We start from the raw sequence: 17,829 nt of genomic DNA on the forward strand, positions 1-17,829 counted from the left end.
GCGCCCGGCTTAAGATTCGCTTCATCTTCTGGCGTATAGTCTGCGCATGCGCATCCTGTTGGCCGAAGATGATGTCTCGCTGGGCGAATCGATCGAAGCGTGGCTGACGCTCGACGGCTATGTTGTCGACCGGGTGGAACGCGGCGATCTCGCGCAAACCGCGCTGGCCACGCACGATTACCAATGCCTGTTGCTGGACCGCGGCCTGCCGGGGCTGACCGGCGATGCGCTGCTGCGCTCGCTGCGCACCCGGCGCGATACCCTGCCCGTCATCATGATCACGGCGCGCGACGCCGTGCGCGACCGCATCGAGGGCCTGGACCTGGGCGCTGACGATTACCTGGTCAAGCCCTTCGACCTGGAAGAACTGTCGGCGCGAATCCGGGCGGCCGTGCGCCGCCACGACGGACGCCCTGACACCGCGCTCAGGCATGGCGCGCTGACGCTGGACCAGGCGGCCAAGCAGGTCGCCTTTCACGGCCGGGCCGTCGAGTTGACGGCGCACGAATTCGCCGTGCTGCACGCGCTGATGCGGCGCCCCGGCCACGTCGTCTCGCGCGACCAGCTGGAAGAAGCGCTGTATGGCTGGGGCGACGAGGTAGAAAGCAACACCATCGAAGTCCATATCTACAACCTGCGCCGCAAGCTCTCGCCGGACACCATCAAGACGATCCGCCGCCAGGGCTACCGGCTGGCCGACTGACATGCGCTGGCGCCGCCGCACGCCCGACCGCGCGGGCTATTCCATTCACCGCAGGCTGGTCACGACCACCCTGGGGTCGAGCATCGCCGTGGGCCTGATCAGCACGGCCATCGTGCTGGCGCTGGCCTGGAAAGAAGTCAGCGACACCTTCGACGACACGCTCGAAGAAGGCGCCCGGCTGGTGCTGGCGCTGGGCGAAGGCACCGCCATGGACAACATGCCGGCGCGCGATCGCGACAATGCCGAGCCCGCGCTGCGGCTCGACTACCAGATCGTGGCGCGCGACGGCACCGTGCTGGGCCGCGGCGAAGACGCCCCCAGGCGCCCGTTCGTGTTCCCCCAGCCTCGCGACGACCACTTCTACGATGTGCGCATCGACGGCGAACGCTGGCGCGTCTATGTGCGCAATCACGAGCGCCGGGATTTTTCCGTGCAGATCGGCCAGGAATGGGACGATCGCACCGACCTCATCGTCGATATGCTGGAATCCCTGGCCTGGCCCCTGGCCGGGCTGTGGGCATTGCTGGGGCTGGTCAACTGGTGGCTGATCCGCCGGCTGGTGGCGCCGCTGGGCCGCATGGCCCGTGGCATCGAGGCAAAATCGCCCGCCGACCTGTCGCCCCTGGCCTACGACGGCAGGGCCCGCGAAGTGCGCACCGTGGTCACGGCGCTGAACCGGCTGCTGGGCCGCCTGGCCCACACCCTGGAAAGCGAACGCCGCTTCACCGCCGACGCCGCGCACGAACTGCGCACGCCGCTGGCGGCCCTGGCCTCGCGCATCCAGCTGATGCAGCGCGGGCTGCCCGCGCAAGACGCCGACGCCAGCGCCGCCCATCTGCGGCGCCTGCGCGACGACGTGGCGCGCACCACGGCCCTGGTGGAAAGCCTGCTGCAATTGGCGCGCCTGGACCCCCAGTCCGCCGACGCCCTGGTTGCCGAGCCGGTCGATATCCGGGCGCTGCTGGACGAAGTCGTGCGCGCCTGCGCCCCCGACGCGGCCGCCAAGAACGTTGCCGTGTCGGTGGACTGCCGCGTGGACAGCATCGTTGCCAACCGGGACGGCTTGCTGACCGCGATGCGCAACCTTGTGCACAACGCCATCCACTACGGCCGGCCGGGCGGCAGGGTGGAAATCTCGGCTGCCTGGCAAGGCCGCGACATCGCCCTGGCCGTGCGCGACGACGGCGACGGTGTCGCGCCGGCCGACCTGGAGCGGCTGACGCAACGCTTCTTTCGCGCGCTGGGCAGCAAGGTGCCGGGCAGCGGCCTGGGCCTGTCGATCGTGGCGCGGGTGGCGGAACTGCACCGCGGCAGCCTGCGTTTCGGCCCGGGGCTGGCAGAACGCGGCCTGGGCGTGGTATTGATATTGCCTGACGCGCCGGCACGCTGAACACGCGGGCCCCGCCTCAGATTCACTTAAGCTTCGCCGGTTCAAATGGTGCTGTGTTCAACCCATAGCGCAATTCGCGCAAGGAGCAATACCATGACCAAGACCTTTTCCCGCACGACCCTGGCCCGCGGCCTGATCGCCGGCACCGCCCTGGCGGGCGCGCTGATCGCCGGCGGCGTCCAGGCCCAGGGCTACGTGGGCCCCGGCGCCGCCCAGCAACAAGGCTATAGCGGGCCGAGCACCATCCCGGTGATGTCGGTGAAAGAGGTCATCGAGCAAGGCCGCGACGATCAGAACGCCATCTTGCGCGGCCGCATCGTCTCGCGCGATGGCGACGATCACTACACTTTCGACGATGGCACAGGCCGCATCCGCGTCGACATCGACAATGACGATTTTCCCGCCGGCGTGAAAATCGACGACAAGACCAAGGTCGAATTGCGCGGCGAAATCGACCGCGACCGCCAGGGCATCGAGTTCGACGTGGACGAAGTGCGGGTGATGTAAGCGCGGGCGAAGCGCGGCCGCGCTTCGCCCCCTGGGCATCAGCCCTGGCCCATCGCCGGATCGGATACCGAGTCCCGGCCGCTTTCGATGCGCCCGGCAAAGCGGCGCGACCAGGCAGCCGAATCGTCCGACCTGACTTCGTAGTCGTACCAGTTGCCGCTGCCGCCCAGCGTCCAGCTCAGCTCGCCCACCTGTCCGGCTTCGACCAGGCGGGTCCAGGGGCCGTCATCGCGATAGGCCAGCGCGGCCACCGAGAACGTGGCCGCGCTGCTGCCCCGGTTGTACAGCCTGGCCTGCACCTCCGGCGGTTCGCACAGCCGGTAGCACACCTGTACTTCCAGGCCCGCCGTGGCGGCGTCGCCCAGGTCGCCCACGAACTCGCGGTGGTAGCCATTGGGACCGATCACCCACAAGTGATAGCGGCCGCCATCCGCGCTCACGTCGAAGGCATCGTCGAGCTCTTTGCCCGCCTCGACCATATAGCGGCGCGGAATCGCATCCAGGTGGAGTTTGTCGTACACATGGAACACCGCGCCCGCCTGGCCGCTGTTGGCGAATACCAGCGTGACGATGCCCGCGCCGGCGTCGGCCCGCGCGGTGGTGTGCAGCTCGTACGGCAGCGCGCGCGACGGCCGCGTGCCGGCCTGCTGGCCCGGCAGCTCGGCCGAGGCGGGCACCGGGATGGGCGCGGCGGCCTCTTGCTGCGCAATCAGCTGGTCGGCGGCATCTTTGGTGGTGCGGCCTTCCAGCGTGGGCAGCACCTCGCCATTCGGGTTGGCGAAGTTGAAGGCCGAGGAGAGGTCGCCGCAGATCGCGCGCCGGTAGGCGCTGATGTTGGGCTCGCGCACGCCGAAGCGCTTTTCCAGGAACATCAGCGTCGAGTTGTGATCGAACACCTGCGAATTCACCCAGCCGCCCCGGCTCCAGGGCGACACCACCCACAGCGGCACGCGCGGCCCGGGGCCGTACGGCCGGCCGTCGGGCGGCGTGTGCTTGGGCGAAGCCGGCGCGTAGTCGTGGTATTCGAACGCCATCGCGGCTGCGTCCAGCGTGGTCTTGCCGGCCAGGCTGCCGTCGTCGCGCCGCGACGGCGCCGACGGCGGCGGCAGATGGTCGAAGAAACCGTCGTTTTCGTCGTAATTCACCAGCAGCACCGTGCTGGCCCATACCTCGGGGTTCGAGGTCAGCGCATCCAGCACTGCCTGCACGTACCAGCCGCCCTGGGCCGGGCTGGACGGGCCGGGGTGCTCGCTGTAGGTGGATGGCGGGATGATCCACGACACCGACGGCAGCGAACCGTTCTTCACATCGTCGCGCAGGCTTTGCAGAAAGCCGTCGGGCATGGTGTTGCCAAAGCCCTTGGCCAGCGGACTGAGCGGATCGTCGATGGCCGGATCATAGGCCGGCGACACGGCTGGCAACGCCAGCGGCCGGCGATCGGCCGGCATCGCCTCCATTGCCGCGCGCCAGTGGCGAAACGACATCATCTCGTTGCAGCCGAAGTTGTCCGCCAGGCTTTGATAAACCTTCCAGCTGACGCCGGCCTGCTCCAGGCGGTCGGCATAGGTGGTCCAGGTCCAGCCTTCGCTGGACGGGCCGACGTCGTTGCCGCCGTTGTACTCGTTGACGATGGCCGCATAGTTGTCGCCCGACGGCCCGTTGGTGCCGGTCCAGTAGAACAGCCGGTTCGGGATGGTGCCGGTGTGCATCGAGCAGTGGTAGGCGTCGCACAAGGTAAAGGCTTCGGCCAGCGCGCGCTGGAACGGCACCTCGGCCTCTTCCATGTACCCCATCGACAGCAGCTGCTTGGCCACCGGCCAGCGGTTCATGCGGCCGTGATCCCAGGCGGCCTGGGCATCGGTCCACACGTGGGGCGTGCCGCCGGCACGCTGGGCATTGCCCTTGCTGCTGTCCAGGTGGTACGGAGTTTCGGTGTTGCCGTCGGCATCGGTCTGGTAGAACACGTTCTTGCCGTTGGCCAGCGGAATCGGATGGCGATCGCCGTAGCCCCGCACGCCGCGGAAGGTGCCGAAATAGCTGTCGAACGAGCGGTTCTCCAGCATCAGCAGCACGACGTGCTTGACGTCCTGGATGGTGCCGGTGGCGTTGTTGGCCTCAATGGCCAGCGCGCGGCGGATCGACAGCGGCAGGCTCGACAGCGCGGTCAGCGCGGCGGTGGTGCCCAGCGAGGCGCGCAGGAACCCGCGCTTGGAAGGATCAAAGGACATGTCGGTTCGATGAGATCTGGGGTTGAAGGAATCAGGGCGCGGGCGCGCAGTGCGCGTCGGCCGTGCATTCAGTGCCGCCGGACGGCGGAGCGCCGGCATCGTCGTCATCGGAATCGCTGCCGCAAGCGGACAGCAGCAAGGCCAGCGACAGGCCCAGCGCCCACGCCAGCTTGCGCGTGGCGGGCCAACCCTCGGAACAGCTCTGCATCATCGTTGTATCGCCTGGAAAGGTGCGCGGCAGCCCTTGGCCGGCCGCGCAAGTTGATAGACCATGAAGAATGGGCCAGCGACCTGCACAGGTAAAAACCTGCGGCGCAATCCTAGGCGTGCAAAAGCGATTTTTCTTGACAGCCGGCGCCGCAACGCGCCAGCGCGGCGCTGCCGAGGCGGGCGGCTGTCATGATTCCGTCATGGCCAATCGCGTTTCCCCACGGACGGCGGGCGCGCCGCGTGCGGCGCACCGAACGTCTACTAACGCTAGAAAACAAGTTTTACACGGCTTGCACAGGCACCCTCGCAAGCGCCCGGCCTATGCGCGCGGCCACAGCCACCACCCCGCCGCGGCGGCAATGGCCAGCCACAACAGCACCACCAGCGCCGCCCCGGCGCGGCTGCGCGGCTTCGAGCCCTTGGCCTGCATCCAGGCATCCGCCTGGCCCCGGCATTCGGCCAGCACCTGGGGCGGCAGCAGCCGGATGGCCAGCCATATCAGGCCGGGCAGCAGCAGCACATCATCGAGATAGCCCAGCACCGGCACGAAATCCGGAATCAGGTCGATCGGGCTCAGCGCGTAAGCCACCACGAACACCGCGATGGCCTTGGCGTACCACGGCGTGCCGGGATGCCGGCCGGCAAACCACAGCGTCATCCCGTCACGCTTGATCCGGCGGGCCCAGGTTCTGAGGTTGTCGAAGATGCGCATGGCGTTTGTCAGAGGCGAGGGGTGGGCTGGCCGGGACGGGCCAATTCGAAGACGTGCATGTCTTGCCAACGGCCGGACGAGTTTTCCATCAGGGAAACGGCGTTGCACTCGGCCTGGATTGGCGGGCCGGCGCAAAGCCGCTTTTCCAGTTCCAATGCCGCAAGCCGCGAATTTTCAACGTCTCCGTGCGCGACAGTCAGGTGGGGGATGGTTCCATCGTGCTGCCCGCCATAGGGAGGAAAATCGGGAAACTGCCTGGCCACGGATGCCGTCAACAACACGAACGGCTCGGCGGGAACCGGTGCAAGAAAAGCGGTTGCGTCAAAACGTCCCACCGATTCCAGCGAGTAAGCGAACGCAGGCACGGCATCCAGCGCCACCTGCAAACGCTGTAGCACCGTTGGCGTCACCCGGTCTGGCGGCATGAAAGGGAACAGAATCGTGATGTGCGCGGGCACCCTCAACTGCGACACGGCATCGAATCGCGCGCGCAATGCGCCTACCGCGGCTTCCGCCTCTGGCACCTTGACTATAAGCGCAGTAATTGCCATTCGTCACCTCAGCCGAATTTCCGCAGCGATGCGGTGTCTCCAAGCTGCTAGAACCAGACGCGCATCCCCTACCCATCAGATTGACTGCCCACGAACAAGCGTGGCCAGCTCATCAGCCTCTTTCAGCAGTGCCATGACTTCTTTTTTTATCTCCAACAGGCGAAGATATTGCGCTGATTTTTGGGGCAAATCATCCACCACGCCATACTTTTCCAAATACGCTTCGATGCGTACACGTTGTTCAGCACTGTTGGGCAGGGACAGTTTCTCGATATAGGAACGCCAGTGCTTGTTTCCTTTCGCTGAATTGCATGGTTTACAGCATGGCAGCAGATTTCCCAGCCTGTGGCCATGCCCGCTGAAATTCGAAGCCTTGACCGTAGCAAACACGTGGTCCCATGTTTCGGCATGAGTGCCACAGTATGCGCATTGAAGATTTTCCGGGTCTTGCCCCAGATCGATCATTGCAGTCCGCACGCGATCCACAGAGTATTCATCATTGGGCGCAATAGCCGCTGCGAAAGCGTGGTTTATCGTCGTTTTCCGGCGTGCGACGATCCCATAGGGCTTCAGATGGTGCTTAATGGTCGAGTAATCCATATAGGAAATCCGGCTCAGTCGGTCGCAAGCATATCGGGTACATTCCATGAGCGGCGCCAGCAGCGGGATACCGTTGCGCCACGGCGGCCTGCGCCGATTATCGCAGCATCGCTGCCGCCGGCCCCCCTCAACCTTCCAAATGGCACGGCATGTCGACGCGTATTGAAGGCACCCTCAAGACCTGGAACGACGAGCGCGGCTTCGGTTTCATCGCGCCGGACCAGGGAGGGCCAGAGGTTTTTGTCCATATCAAGGCCTTCAAGGGCCTGCGCGAGCGCCCCCAAGAACGCCAGCGCGTCAGGTTCCGGGCCGCCACCGAACCGGGCGGAAAACCGCGCGCCTACCATGCCGAACTGATCGACGCCGCCGGCAGGGCCATGCGCAGGCCTGCAACCCTGAAAGGCACGGCCAGCCTGTTTTCCGCGGCCTTGTTCGTGGCCGTGATCGTGGCTGCCGGCATCCTGGGCCAGCCGCCGCTGTGGGCCTTGTGGATCTATCCGGCCGCCGGCGTGCTGACCTTCCTGGTGTACGCCATCGACAAATCGGCCGCCCGCGCGGGCGCCTGGCGCATTCCGGAAAACACGCTGCACGGACTTGCGCTGGCCGGCGGCTGGCCCGGCGCCTGGGTGGCCCAGCAAGTGCTGCGGCACAAATCCTCCAAGACAGCATTTCTGGCCGTATTCTGGTGCACCGTGCTGGCCAACGTCGCCGCCTTCGTGTTCCTGGCCTTTCCGGCCGCACTGCCGTTGCTGAGGTCTTGGCTTTAGGCAAAGCGATTCACGGCAACTCACCGTGGCTCGCGGCGGCCTGCCGCGCACGCGCGATACCCGGTCTACATGACACGGCCATGCATCCATTGCCCTTTGTACATGGAAGATGCTTTCCCGCCACACCGTAATAATCCCGATCGACGTCGCCTTCTAGACTGCTCCCGTACTGGTGTTCGTGGCTCGAAACCATGAAGCCGCAACGCCGGTGCCGTTTGTAAACACAGGAGCATTACATGAAGAAGACTCTGCTCGCTGCCGCCCTGGCAACGGGATTCGTTGGCGCCGCGCACGCGGCCGGCACCAACGTCACGCTGTACGGCCTGATCGATTCGGGTATCGGCTATGAACAGGTCAAGGGCCCCAACGGCTTCAAGGAAAGCCGGGTCGGCTCGACCTCTGGCGTCAGCGGCGGTTCGCGCTGGGGCCTGAAGGGCACCGAAGACCTGGGCGATGGCCTGAAGGCCATCTTCACGCTGGAATCCGGCTTCGACAGCCAGAACGGCACCTCGTCGCAAAGCGGCCGCCTGTTCGGCCGCCAGGCCACGGTGGGCCTGGCCAACGACGGCTGGGGCAAGCTGGAATTCGGCCGCCAGACCAACATGGCCTCGAAATACATCGGCGGCATCAGCCCGTTCGGCACCGACTACGGCATCGCCGGCATCGGCAGCGCGTTCGGCTCGGCCAAGTCGCTGCGCTTGGACAACATGGTGATGTACCAGTCACCCAGCCTGTCGGGCTTCAGCTTCGGCATCGGCTATTCGTTCAACGCCGACGACGAGAAAGAAAGCCACTTCGCCACCGGCGACAACAACCGCGTCATCACGCTGGGCGCCAAGTACAGCAGCGGCCCGCTGACGGTGGCCGCCAGCTACGACCGCCTGAACCCCACCAACGCCGTGTCCGACGAGCAGGACACCAGCCTGCAGGAATACATCATCGGCGCCGAGTACGACTTCGAAGTCGTGGCGCTGCATGCGGCGTGGGGCCAGACCTACGATGGCTGGTTCTCGGGCATCAGCATGGGCACCAGCCCCGACGACTACAACTCGCTGGGCAGCCTGCGGGTGGTGGACGGCGCGCGCGTGAACTCGATGATGCTGGGCGTGACGGTACCCCTGGGCGCCACCAAGGTGTTCGGCGGCTGGCAGCGCGCCGATCCGAAGAACAGCAAGCTTACCGGCGACGACGAAGCGTTCAACGTTTTCGCCCTGGGCATGACCTACGACCTGAGCAAGCGCACCAACCTGTATGCCTACGGCGCATACGGCGACAACTTCGCTTTCCAGGAAGACGTGAAGAACACGGCCGTGGCCGTGGGCATTCGCCACCGGTTCTGATCGACCGGAAAGCGGGGCGGCCTTACGGAACGAGGCGGCCCCGCTGGCCCGGCGGCAGGATCAGGCCGGACGGACGCCGATCCTGGCCGAGAAGCGCAGCAGGTAGCCATCGGGGTCCTGCACCAGGAACTGGCGCACGCCCAGTTCGGTGGCATTGCTGCGATACCAGCGCTCTTGCGGTTCACGGTACAAGGGCCATGCCGCGGCCGCCAGCCGCTGCAGAATCGGCTCGATCGACACGACATTGATCTCGAAATTGATTCCCCGGCCCAATGGGGCGTCCAGCGGCCCGGTGATCCAGTAATCATCGCCCCGCACTTCCTCCAGCATGAACTGCGCGCCGTCCCGGTCCAGGTATACGAAACCTTCGGCCTCGCGCCGGTATGCGATATTGAAACCGCACAGGTCGGTCCAGAATGCCAGGCTGCGGGACAGATCGGTGACCAGTAGTTCGGGGACCATCTGGGCGCGGTGTAGGGATTCCATGGGGGATTCTTTCTTTTTGTGGGGGAAGCGGGCAATAGTATCCCTTGGGGGGTTACGCTAATGAAAGGGTCGCAATAAGCAGGTTCGGTTCACGACCACAGTCAATCGGCACGTTCATTGCACAGCCGACATTGCAAAATGACGTCGCTCACTCTCTTAAACCGGATCCACTTGCCAGTTATCAAATTGAACGCGCCGCCACTGGCGAATGGCCTCTCTTAGCCGAAGCACGCTGCTGTCGATGTCTCTTTTCAACCCGAAGTGGCGCAGTTCAGTGCCTACGCGGCCTACGGGGCTTAGGGGCAATCGAATCGGACGTATTTTTCGGACCTATGTTAGGTCTATCAGATAAAGATTGCGCGAACTGCGCCAACGTGACGGATTGACCTATGGGTTCATCCATGGAGTTGGTGCCGGCGGCAAGCACATATATATCTCTCTCCTGACCAGTTATGACCTTCGTTAACCAAGTAACGTACTTGATGAATTCATTTGCTTGCACACAATAGCCTGGAGGCTTTCCGAAAAATACGTCCGCAAACTTACTCAGCTCCAAAGCGCCTTCACTTAACCTCGTCTCTCCTGTGCAAGTCTGAGGAAAGAACGTCTTGCACACCGCTTCGCGATAACTCTGGATACGTAATTCTCCGGTGGCTTGCTTCCAGGCGATCCGATGGCAGCGCGCATGAATTTCGGCCATTCGAGGATTGTTCTGCAGAGCCGAGCAAAGGGCTTCCAGCCGCCAAGTCTTTTTTAATTCGTCTTTGATCTGTTTTTCGCCTGCTTTGGATTCGATGATCGCGAAATGATCGTGGGTAACAAAAAATCGTCCGCGAGCAGGAACCGATCCTGCCCGCCAAGCGGCAAGTCGTCGAAATGTCCACCGCGAGCTCTCGCTTGCGAGGCGAGGTATTTTTTGATGATGCTAATAGTGCCGGCTTCGTTCTGACTCACTGTATCAGCCTCAATACTATAGAACTGTTTTTTATTTGCTCTCTACGCTCTTAGCGCTATCAAACAGCGATACCTCAGATAGAGGTAGCGAACAGTCATTTTTTAGCGATTTAATGGCTACTTAGACTCGACTAGACCGATGTCCTCGTCTGACCAGGAAGACCACTTCCGTGCACCCCTGAAGGCACCAAATTTTTCATACGCAGAGTGCCGATTTGATTTGTGCCACTGTTAACCATTGACGTCTCGAGTGAACGACCCGGTGACAGTTTGAGCACAGTAGTACTAAATCCGCCACTTTCGTCTTCTCTCCCGGCCGCATTGTATGGACGGGCTTTGTGTGGTGAACGTCAATGATCCCCTTGCCGGTTATGCCATAGCTCTGCGAAAAGTCAAAGTTGCACGCAGCACAAACTAGCCGTCCATGCCTTTTTAATGCCCGAGCTTTCGCTTCTTTCACAAGCCGTGGATCTCGCTCCCTGTATCGGTGAATACGGGTAGCAACTCTGCCTTCTTCAGCTTCTTCGATCTCTGATTCGTCCCGCTCTGCGATACCCACATCTTTGGAGTACCCGAGAACACCATTCCGGATGAACTCCGCTACCTCGGCTAGGTGTACCGGGTCATGCGCAAAGAGTTTCCACACGCGCACCTCATCGCTATTCCCTCGTGTGAGCCCGCTTCGCCCTGAAGCCGTATAGTCTGGATCCAAACGCCTGAAGTTCATCAACTTCATATAAACGCCATTGGTGTTTCGATATGTCCTGCTGTTACTCGTTCCTAACATGATGCCCAGCTCATTCAATACCTGAGAGAGCTCTTCGATCACTGGCGCGTCTTTCGCCAGTGATGTACCGCGATGTCGAATATATAAATCAAGGGCAAGGATCAATTCGTCTCGAGACCAAATGGCATTGCGCGAGAATTCCTTCGAGGAAGAATCTTGTATTGGGAGCCCGCTGAGGTAAGACAGATCGATCCGCTGTGCGTCCGCGCCGATACTCCCACCCCTTGTATCTAGTCTGAGCCAAAAGGCCGAACCATCCTCCTCATACCGCACATCCACAATATGAAAAATGTGATGAATTGAACATCGCGCAGTCTCTCGATCTTTCAGAATCGCGAGTTTAGGAAGGCTAAACTCCTGCGCAATGCTCATCCCATTCCATAGAGCGGTACGGTGGCCCGGATGAGATTCCTTAATGGTACGAGGGACCCTATACCAATAGGATCCCGTGGCGATGTCCATACGAATCCCTGAGTTCCACACGGTCATTGCAAACAGCTTGGCTTCCCCGCGCCTGGCGGCAGGCATCAAGACGTCGAATGCAAACCATCCTTGGCCCGGAGGATGTGCTCCCACATGTCTATATGCTTCGTTTGAGCGTGTTTCGAACGCTAGGCTTGTCATCTTATGTCCAAAAAAATTGCGATGTAACTTGATATTACGCAATTTACTGATCCAGTGACACGGGAATAGCACTTAAGAAAACACCGTCAGTCTAGGCACGGTGTCAAATGGCTCTTCTTTGCGCATTGATTGATTGCACAAACAACCGCTCCTGACCGGAAGCGGACATTGCCTCGATAGCCTACAAAACCTGAAGGTGTTTATGCAGACAGAAGCGCCAAAGCATTCCTGAACCGGGCGCTCAACCCCTCACAAGGCCAGGTAAAAATCCATAGGAATAAGCTCGACGGCCCATCCCCCTTCTTCGCCTAGCGTGGCGGCCGGGTGCATGGACGCAATGCGCAGCGCCTCGTCATGGCTATCCGCTTCAATAATGAACAGGCCGCCCACCACTTCCTTCGATTCGGTGTAAGGCCCGTCGGTGATGCGCGTCTTGCCACTGTGCGGGCGAAGGGTCTTCCAGCTTTCGATGTCGCCCAGCGACGCGGAAACCAGAACCTTGCCGGTGGCGCGCATCTTCTCGTCCAAAGGCGGGCATTGGCTGGCCAACTCCTTGACGTCGTCTGGCGCCATGGCGGCGAATTTTTCGGGGGTGAAGTAGGCCAGGCCGAGATATTTCATGGAACATCCTTTGGGTGGTAATGCACCAACGACGAATCTGACGGCCGGAAATCGACATGCGCAGGGAAGAGTTTGCAGCGACTCTCGCCGGCCTGCCCGCCTTCGGTGGAACGCATCACCCAGGCTTGCGAAGCCTGGTCACCCCCTTGCGGCAGTCTTCCCGGCGCTTTTCCTGGCCGGCCCGGCAGGCTTGGCCAGGTTCATCTCCACGGCCGCCCGAATCAGGGCTTTCAAGGCGGTTTCGTCGATTTCATCGCCTTCATGAATATCGATGGCGCGCCGCGTACCACCCGCCAGGCTGGCGTTGAACAGGCCCGACGGATCATCCAGCGCCGCGCCCTTGGGAAACGTCATTTTCACCGCGCTTTTGTAGGTTTCACCGGTGCAGATGATGCCGCCGTGCGACCACACCGGCACGCGCCATTTCCATTCTTCGATCACGCCGGGATCGGCCTGCTTGATCAGCGCGCGGATGCGCGCCAGCGTGCGGCCCCGCCAGTCGGCCAGTTCGTCGATGCGGGCATCGATCAGCACAGAGGGATCCTGAGCCCGCTCTTCCGGCGTGCTGCGCTTGGTGGCATTCATGATCATTTCCTGTTTATTTTCTGGCGCGCGGCCCGGCGCGCCTACATGCGTTCGCCCGGCAGCTGGCAGGCTTGCCGCACCCAGTCGGCGAACTGCGCTTCGTCCAGCGGTTTGTCTTCATGGATATGAAGATACCGCGTTTCCGCCGTTTTCGACTCAACCGGCGGCACCGGGCGCAGCGACGTGCCGCGAAAGAATGCCACCTTGATGTACTTGTCGAAGCAGTGCAGGCTTAGAAACCAGCTCTGGTCTTCCATGCCATACAGCGGCGAATTCCACTTGACCGCCTTGTGCACGCCGGGAACGGTTTGCATGATCAGCGCATCCAGGCGGCGGCCGACGGCGCTTTTCCAGCCCGGCATGGCGGCGATATAAGCCTGCACGGGCGCGTCGCCGTAGCCTTTCGGGATTTGCGGATTACCGCCCGACAGCAGCTTGGGCTGGCCGGTGGCCGGCCTGGCGGCTTTCTTTGCGACGTTCTCTGGCGGCTTGGAGGTACTGTCGGCCATGGTGTTCGCTCCGGTTGACGTGCTTCGTTGGCCGGGCCGGTAACGCGGCGCGGCCAGTCGTGCCTTTTTACACCAGGGGGGCGATGCCAGTCCTGTTCCGGCAGCCGGTGATCCTGGCCGGCTCAGCGCAGGCAATAGGCAAGCAATGGCGCCATCAGCACGTTGAACAGCCCGGCCAAGACCATCATCAGGCCGGCCACGGAGCCTTCCAGCGCGCCGAGCTCGTGCGCCCGCGCCGTGCCGATCCCGTGAGCGCCGGTTCCGAACAGCGCTCCGCGGGCCAGCGGCGAACGAATCGGCAGCCGCGCCAGCATGCAATCGCCGACGACCGCGCCCAGCACGCCGGTCAGCACCACGAAGATCGCGGTCAGGTCGGGAACCCCGCCGATATCGCCCGACACGGCCATGGCGAACGGCGTGCTGACCGAACGCGGCAGCAAGCTGAGCCGCAAGGCGCCGTCCAGGCCCAGCGCCGTCGCCAGCCCCCAGCCCGTCAGCACGGCCGTGGCGCTGCCGGCGATCACCCCTGCCGCCAACACGGGCCAATGTTGTCGAATGCGCGCGCGCTGCTCGTAGATGGGCACGGCGAACGCGACCATCGCGGGGCCAAGCAAGGTCAGCAGCCAGCCCGTGGCGCGCAGGTAGTCGGCATAACTGGCGTGCAGCGCCAGCAACGCGGCGGCCAGCATGATGGGCGTAACCGCCATCGGCATCGACCACCAGCGCGGCCAGCGGCGGTACAGGCGCTTGGCGCCCAGGTAGCACCCGATAGTCAGCGCCGACCACAGCAGCATGCCGGCCAGCGGCTCAAGGGCGGGCGGCATGGCCACGGGCCCTCCAGCGGTCATACAGGCCGACCGTCAGCGCCGTTACGCCCATGACGGCGACCAGGCCGGCCAGAATGACGCACAGCACTTTCAACCCCAGCACGCCAAACAATTCGCGGTGTTCGACAACAGCCAGCACGGCCGGCACAAAGAACAGCAGCATGTCGCCCAGCAGCCATTCGGCGCCGCGGCGCGCGCTGGCGGGATGGAGCCGGCGGCTGAGCAGGACGGCCAGCAGCAGCGCCATGCCGATGATGCCGCCCGGCAAGGGGATGCCGCCCCGACGGGCAAGCATTTCGCCCGCCAGCCAGAACATCATGATCAGGGCCGTCTGCGCCAGGCGGCTGGCCTGCAGGCGGCGCCGCAATGCGGCAGTAAGGGTATGCAAAGACATAAGGAATGCTTCCGGCGGCCACTATAAATGGCCGCCCCGGATGCATAAAATGAATTATTTGACTAATTTCAATTCCATTTTGGAATCCATATGGAACTGCGCAATTTGCGGGCGCTCGTCGAAGTCGTTCGCCAGGGCGGCTTCTCGCAGGCCGCCAAAGTGCTATTCGCCACCCAGTCCACTGTCAGCAAGGCGGTCAAGCAGCTCGAAGACGAGCTGGGCCTGTCCTTACTGGATCGCATCGGCCACCGCAGCACCCTGACCGCCGCGGGCGAGATCGTGTATCAGCGCGCGCTCGACATGCTGGCGCAGCGCGACGATCTGCTGATCGAGCTTGACGACCTGCGCGGCCTGCGCCGGGGCACCCTGCGGCTGGGCCTGCCGCCGGTGGGGTCCAGCACGCTGTTCGCTCCGCTCTTTGCGCTGTACAGGCAGCGCCACCCGGCCATCGAGATCCGCCTCACCGAGCATGGCAGCGACCGGCTGGAAGAGATCCTGCGCGCCAACGAGATCGACCTGGCCGGGTCGCTGTTGCCGGTAGCCGGCGAATTCGAGTGGCAGGCGGTGCGCCGCGACCCGCTGACCGCCCTGCTGCACAGCCAGCACCCGCTGGCACGCGCCCGGCGCCTGACGCTGGCGGACCTGAAGGCGGTGCCGTTCATTCTGTTCGAAACCGGCTTCGCGCTGAATCGGATCATTCTCGACGCTTGCCGGCGCCACGGCTTCGAACCCGAGATCGCGGCGCGCAGCAGCCAGATCGAGTTCATTGTCGAGCTGGCGGCCGCGGGGCTGGGCGTGGCGTTCCTGCCGCGCATGATCGCGGCGCAACGCCTTCATGCGGGCGTGGCCAGGGTCTCGCTGGCCGAGCCGTCCACCGACTGGCACATGGCGATGGTGTGGCGCCGCGGCGCCTATTTGTCGCACGCTGCCCGTGCCTGGCTGGAACTGGTGCGCGAACAGCACGGCGCGCGGCGCCGGTGATGCTAGGCCTGGCCTCGGGACAGGAAATCGGCAAATAGCGCGGCGGCGCCATCGGCCCCCAGCGTGGGCAGCAACATGCCGATGCCCTCGCAGGCCACGGGCAGGTCAACGTCCAGACGAACCAGTTGGCGGGCTTCGAGCGCCTGGCGAATCATGCATTCCGGCAGGATCGTCACCAGCGGTTCCACCTGCAGCAAATGCTGGATGATCGTCAGCGAGCGCGTGCCGATCGGCTTGATGGCCGGTTCGCCGCCCATGCCGGCCATCAACTCGTCGAAAGCCCGGCGCGGGTCGCTGGGCGCGGGAATCAATATCCAGGTCTCGGACAACAGCGCCCGCATGTCCAGGCGGCGGCGTTTCGCCAGCGGATGCCTCGGGCCGGCCGCGACGACATAGCGGTCGACGGTCAGCGGCAGGAACTGCCAGCCTTCCGGCACGACCGCGGGACGGCGGCACAACGCGATATCGACGCTGCCTTCAGCCACCAATTCGCCGATCTCGTGTATGCCGGCCTCGGTAATCGTCAGCCAGACATCTGCATGCTGCCGGCAGAAAGCCGGCAGCATGGGGTTGATGACTCCGGAAATTGCGCTGGCGATAGACGCCACGCGCACCACCGCATTCGCCTTGGTTGTCATGGCGGAGGCAACCTCGGCGCATTCATAGATGCCCACCAGGATGCGCCGCGCATAAGGCAGCAACGCCAGGCCGATCGGGGTGGGCAGCACACCGCGCGAGTGCCGGTGAAACAGCGTGCAGCCCAGCAGCGCTTCCAGGTCTGCCAGCACATGAGTAACCGACGGCTGGGCCATGCCCAGGGCATCGGCGGCGCGTTTCACGCTGCCCAGCTCGGCCAGTTTCACCAATGCCTGAATGTGACGCAGCCGGGCCCGCAACAGCAGCCGGTTGGCGAGCACGGTGGTGTCCATTGGTATTCCTGTTTTCTATTGAACAGGCATTAATTCTATTAGATTCAAATATCGAGTCTGCCTATGATTTGCCACACCCGATTACGGCGCCGGCACTCGCTTCGCGCGCTTTGAAACAGACAAGGAGACAACCATGGACAGGCGAATGCTCTTGAAAACGCTTGCGGCGCTCGGCGCGGGGCCCGTGATGCCCGCCCGCGCGGCGCAGAACGGGTATCCGGCCCGCCCGGTGCGGGTGCTGGTGGGCACGGCGCCGGGTGGCATCACCGATTTCATGGCGCGGCTGTTCAGCCAGCATGTGGGCAAGGCGCTGGGCCAGAGCTTCGTGGTCGAAAACCACGGTGGCGCCAGCGGCACGCTGGCCGCCGCGCAGGCCGCGCACGCTGCGCCCGATGGCTATACCCTGCTGGCCACTACGCCGACTGTGTCGATCGTCGCCCCCTACCTGTTCAAGAACCTGAGCTTCTCGCCGTCTCGCGACCTCGAGCCCGTCTGCCTGCTTGGCGCCGGCCCCATGGTTCTGGTCGTCAACGCCGCCCTGCCCGTGCACGACCTGGCCGAACTCATCGCCTACGCGCGCAAGCGCCCCGGGCAGCTGGCATACGCATCCGGCGGCGCCGGCTCGGCCGCCCACCTGACGGGCGCGCTATTTGCTTCGGCCGCCGGCCTGGACTTGATCCACGTGCCATACAAGGGGGACGGCGAAGGCGTGCTGGATGTCATCGGCGGCCACGTGCCGATGATGTTCTCGGTAATGAGCGTACTGGAGCCGCACATCAAGTCCGGGGCATTGCGGGCATTGGGCGTGGCCAGCGATACCCGCCTGGCCGCATGGCCCGACATCCCGACGCTTGCCGAGGCGGGGGTGGCCGGCGTGGATTCATTGGCCTGGGTGGCGATTTATGCGCCGCGCGGTACCCCGGCGAATGTGGTCGGGCAGCTTAATGCGGCCTGGCAAGCCGCGCGCCAGCAGCCTGGCGTTTCCGCGCAGATCGCGGCCATTTCCATGGCGCACCGCACCGTTTCGCAACCCGCGGAGCTGGCCGCATTCCAGCAACAGGAAGCGCGCCGCTGGGACGGCATCATCCGCAGCGCCCACATCGGAACAACGGCAGAATAAGGCA

Annotated in this window: 20 protein-coding genes; 7 read left to right on the plus strand and 13 right to left on the minus strand. The window is 63.7% G+C overall.

Annotated features, from left to right (window positions below; all coding sequences use genetic code 11):
• The first annotated feature begins 46 nt into the window (after nt 1-46).
• From J2P76_RS11590 to J2P76_RS11600, 3 genes are all read left to right on the plus strand, one after another.
• Nucleotides 47-703 (plus strand): response regulator, encoded by a 657-nt coding sequence (locus tag J2P76_RS11590; RefSeq protein ID WP_207407497.1) that lies wholly within the window; start codon nt 47-49, stop codon nt 701-703.
• Between the two features lies 1 nt (nt 704).
• Complete coding sequence (locus tag J2P76_RS11595) at nt 705-2,093, plus strand: ATP-binding protein (RefSeq protein WP_207407499.1); 1,389 nt, start codon at nt 705-707, stop codon at nt 2,091-2,093.
• 93 nt (nt 2,094-2,186) lie between these two features.
• A complete protein-coding gene (locus tag J2P76_RS11600; protein ID WP_207407506.1) occupies nt 2,187-2,600 on the plus strand; it encodes a YgiW/YdeI family stress tolerance OB fold protein in 414 nt (137 codons plus the stop codon).
• Between the two features lie 38 nt (nt 2,601-2,638).
• On the opposite strand, the gene J2P76_RS11605 is transcribed toward J2P76_RS11600, so the two are convergent.
• The 5 genes from J2P76_RS11605 to J2P76_RS11625 all read right to left on the minus strand — a co-directional run bounded on the left by J2P76_RS11605 (nt 2,639) and on the right by J2P76_RS11625 (nt 6,901).
• Nucleotides 2,639-4,828 carry a phosphocholine-specific phospholipase C gene (locus J2P76_RS11605; protein ID WP_207407512.1) on the minus strand — a complete coding sequence of 730 codons (2,190 nt, stop codon included), beginning with the start codon at nt 4,826-4,828 and terminating at the stop codon, nt 2,639-2,641.
• A 31-nt stretch (nt 4,829-4,859) separates the two neighbouring features.
• Nucleotides 4,860-5,039, minus strand: coding sequence for a hypothetical protein (locus tag J2P76_RS11610; RefSeq protein WP_207407514.1), 180 nt, complete (start codon nt 5,037-5,039; stop codon nt 4,860-4,862).
• Nucleotides 5,040-5,357: 318 nt separating this feature from the next.
• The gene (locus tag J2P76_RS11615) at nt 5,358-5,750 is read right to left on the minus strand and encodes a YkvA family protein (protein WP_207407516.1); all 393 of its coding nucleotides are present in this window, start codon (nt 5,748-5,750) and stop codon (nt 5,358-5,360) included.
• Nucleotides 5,751-5,758: 8 nt separating this feature from the next.
• Nucleotides 5,759-6,301 (minus strand): 2'-5' RNA ligase family protein, encoded by a 543-nt coding sequence (locus J2P76_RS11620; RefSeq protein ID WP_207407518.1) that lies wholly within the window; start codon nt 6,299-6,301, stop codon nt 5,759-5,761.
• Between the two features lie 75 nt (nt 6,302-6,376).
• Nucleotides 6,377-6,901 (minus strand): HNH endonuclease, encoded by a 525-nt coding sequence (locus tag J2P76_RS11625; protein ID WP_207407520.1) that lies wholly within the window; start codon nt 6,899-6,901, stop codon nt 6,377-6,379.
• Nucleotides 6,902-7,050: 149 nt separating this feature from the next.
• On the opposite strand from J2P76_RS11625, the gene J2P76_RS11630 reads away from it, so the two are divergent.
• Together J2P76_RS11630 and J2P76_RS11635 are read left to right on the plus strand one after the other, a co-directional pair.
• Nucleotides 7,051-7,668 carry a DUF1294 domain-containing protein gene (locus J2P76_RS11630; protein WP_207407521.1) on the plus strand — a complete coding sequence of 206 codons (618 nt, stop codon included), beginning with the start codon at nt 7,051-7,053 and terminating at the stop codon, nt 7,666-7,668.
• 236 nt (nt 7,669-7,904) lie between these two features.
• Nucleotides 7,905-9,008: a porin gene (locus tag J2P76_RS11635; protein ID WP_207407523.1), complete on the plus strand. Its 1,104-nt coding sequence runs from the start codon at nt 7,905-7,907 to the stop codon at nt 9,006-9,008.
• 60 nt (nt 9,009-9,068) lie between these two features.
• On the opposite strand, the gene J2P76_RS11640 is transcribed toward J2P76_RS11635, so the two are convergent.
• The 7 genes from J2P76_RS11640 to J2P76_RS11670 form a co-directional block, all read right to left on the minus strand.
• Nucleotides 9,069-9,494, minus strand: a complete 426-nt coding sequence (locus J2P76_RS11640) for a bleomycin resistance protein (protein ID WP_207407525.1) — start codon at nt 9,492-9,494, stop codon at nt 9,069-9,071.
• Between the two features lie 1,150 nt (nt 9,495-10,644).
• Complete coding sequence (locus tag J2P76_RS11645; protein WP_207407533.1) at nt 10,645-11,607, minus strand: HNH endonuclease; 963 nt, start codon at nt 11,605-11,607, stop codon at nt 10,645-10,647.
• A 501-nt stretch (nt 11,608-12,108) separates the two neighbouring features.
• A complete protein-coding gene (locus J2P76_RS11650; RefSeq protein ID WP_207407535.1) occupies nt 12,109-12,480 on the minus strand; it encodes a YciI family protein in 372 nt (123 codons plus the stop codon).
• A gap of 138 nt (nt 12,481-12,618) precedes the next feature.
• The gene (locus tag J2P76_RS11655) at nt 12,619-13,065 is read right to left on the minus strand and encodes a DUF1801 domain-containing protein (protein WP_207407537.1); all 447 of its coding nucleotides are present in this window, start codon (nt 13,063-13,065) and stop codon (nt 12,619-12,621) included.
• A 41-nt stretch (nt 13,066-13,106) separates the two neighbouring features.
• Nucleotides 13,107-13,574 carry a DUF1801 domain-containing protein gene (locus tag J2P76_RS11660; RefSeq protein ID WP_207407538.1) on the minus strand — a complete coding sequence of 156 codons (468 nt, stop codon included), beginning with the start codon at nt 13,572-13,574 and terminating at the stop codon, nt 13,107-13,109.
• 122 nt (nt 13,575-13,696) lie between these two features.
• On the minus strand, nt 13,697-14,398 hold the full coding sequence (locus J2P76_RS11665) for an LrgB family protein (RefSeq protein WP_242697356.1): 702 nt from the start codon (nt 14,396-14,398) through the stop codon (nt 13,697-13,699).
• Nucleotides 14,382-14,795 (minus strand): CidA/LrgA family protein, encoded by a 414-nt coding sequence (locus J2P76_RS11670; protein ID WP_207407540.1) that lies wholly within the window; start codon nt 14,793-14,795, stop codon nt 14,382-14,384. Before J2P76_RS11670 ends, J2P76_RS11665 begins: the two co-directional genes overlap by 17 nt.
• A 90-nt stretch (nt 14,796-14,885) precedes the next feature.
• Here J2P76_RS11670 and J2P76_RS11675 point away from each other — a divergent pair, with 90 nt between their 5' ends.
• On the plus strand, nt 14,886-15,776 hold the full coding sequence (locus J2P76_RS11675) for a LysR family transcriptional regulator (protein WP_207407542.1): 891 nt from the start codon (nt 14,886-14,888) through the stop codon (nt 15,774-15,776).
• Between the two features lie 2 nt (nt 15,777-15,778).
• On the opposite strand, the gene J2P76_RS11680 is transcribed toward J2P76_RS11675, so the two are convergent.
• Nucleotides 15,779-16,705 carry a LysR family transcriptional regulator gene (locus J2P76_RS11680; protein ID WP_207407544.1) on the minus strand — a complete coding sequence of 309 codons (927 nt, stop codon included), beginning with the start codon at nt 16,703-16,705 and terminating at the stop codon, nt 15,779-15,781.
• A 151-nt stretch (nt 16,706-16,856) separates the two neighbouring features.
• On the opposite strand from J2P76_RS11680, the gene J2P76_RS11685 reads away from it, so the two are divergent.
• Nucleotides 16,857-17,825 (plus strand): Bug family tripartite tricarboxylate transporter substrate binding protein, encoded by a 969-nt coding sequence (locus tag J2P76_RS11685; RefSeq protein WP_207407546.1) that lies wholly within the window; start codon nt 16,857-16,859, stop codon nt 17,823-17,825.
• Nucleotides 17,826-17,829: the final 4 nt, after the last annotated feature.

This window comes from Bordetella petrii, assembly GCF_017356245.1.
Lineage (GTDB): Bacteria > Pseudomonadota > Gammaproteobacteria > Burkholderiales > Burkholderiaceae_B > Bordetella_A > Bordetella_A petrii_D.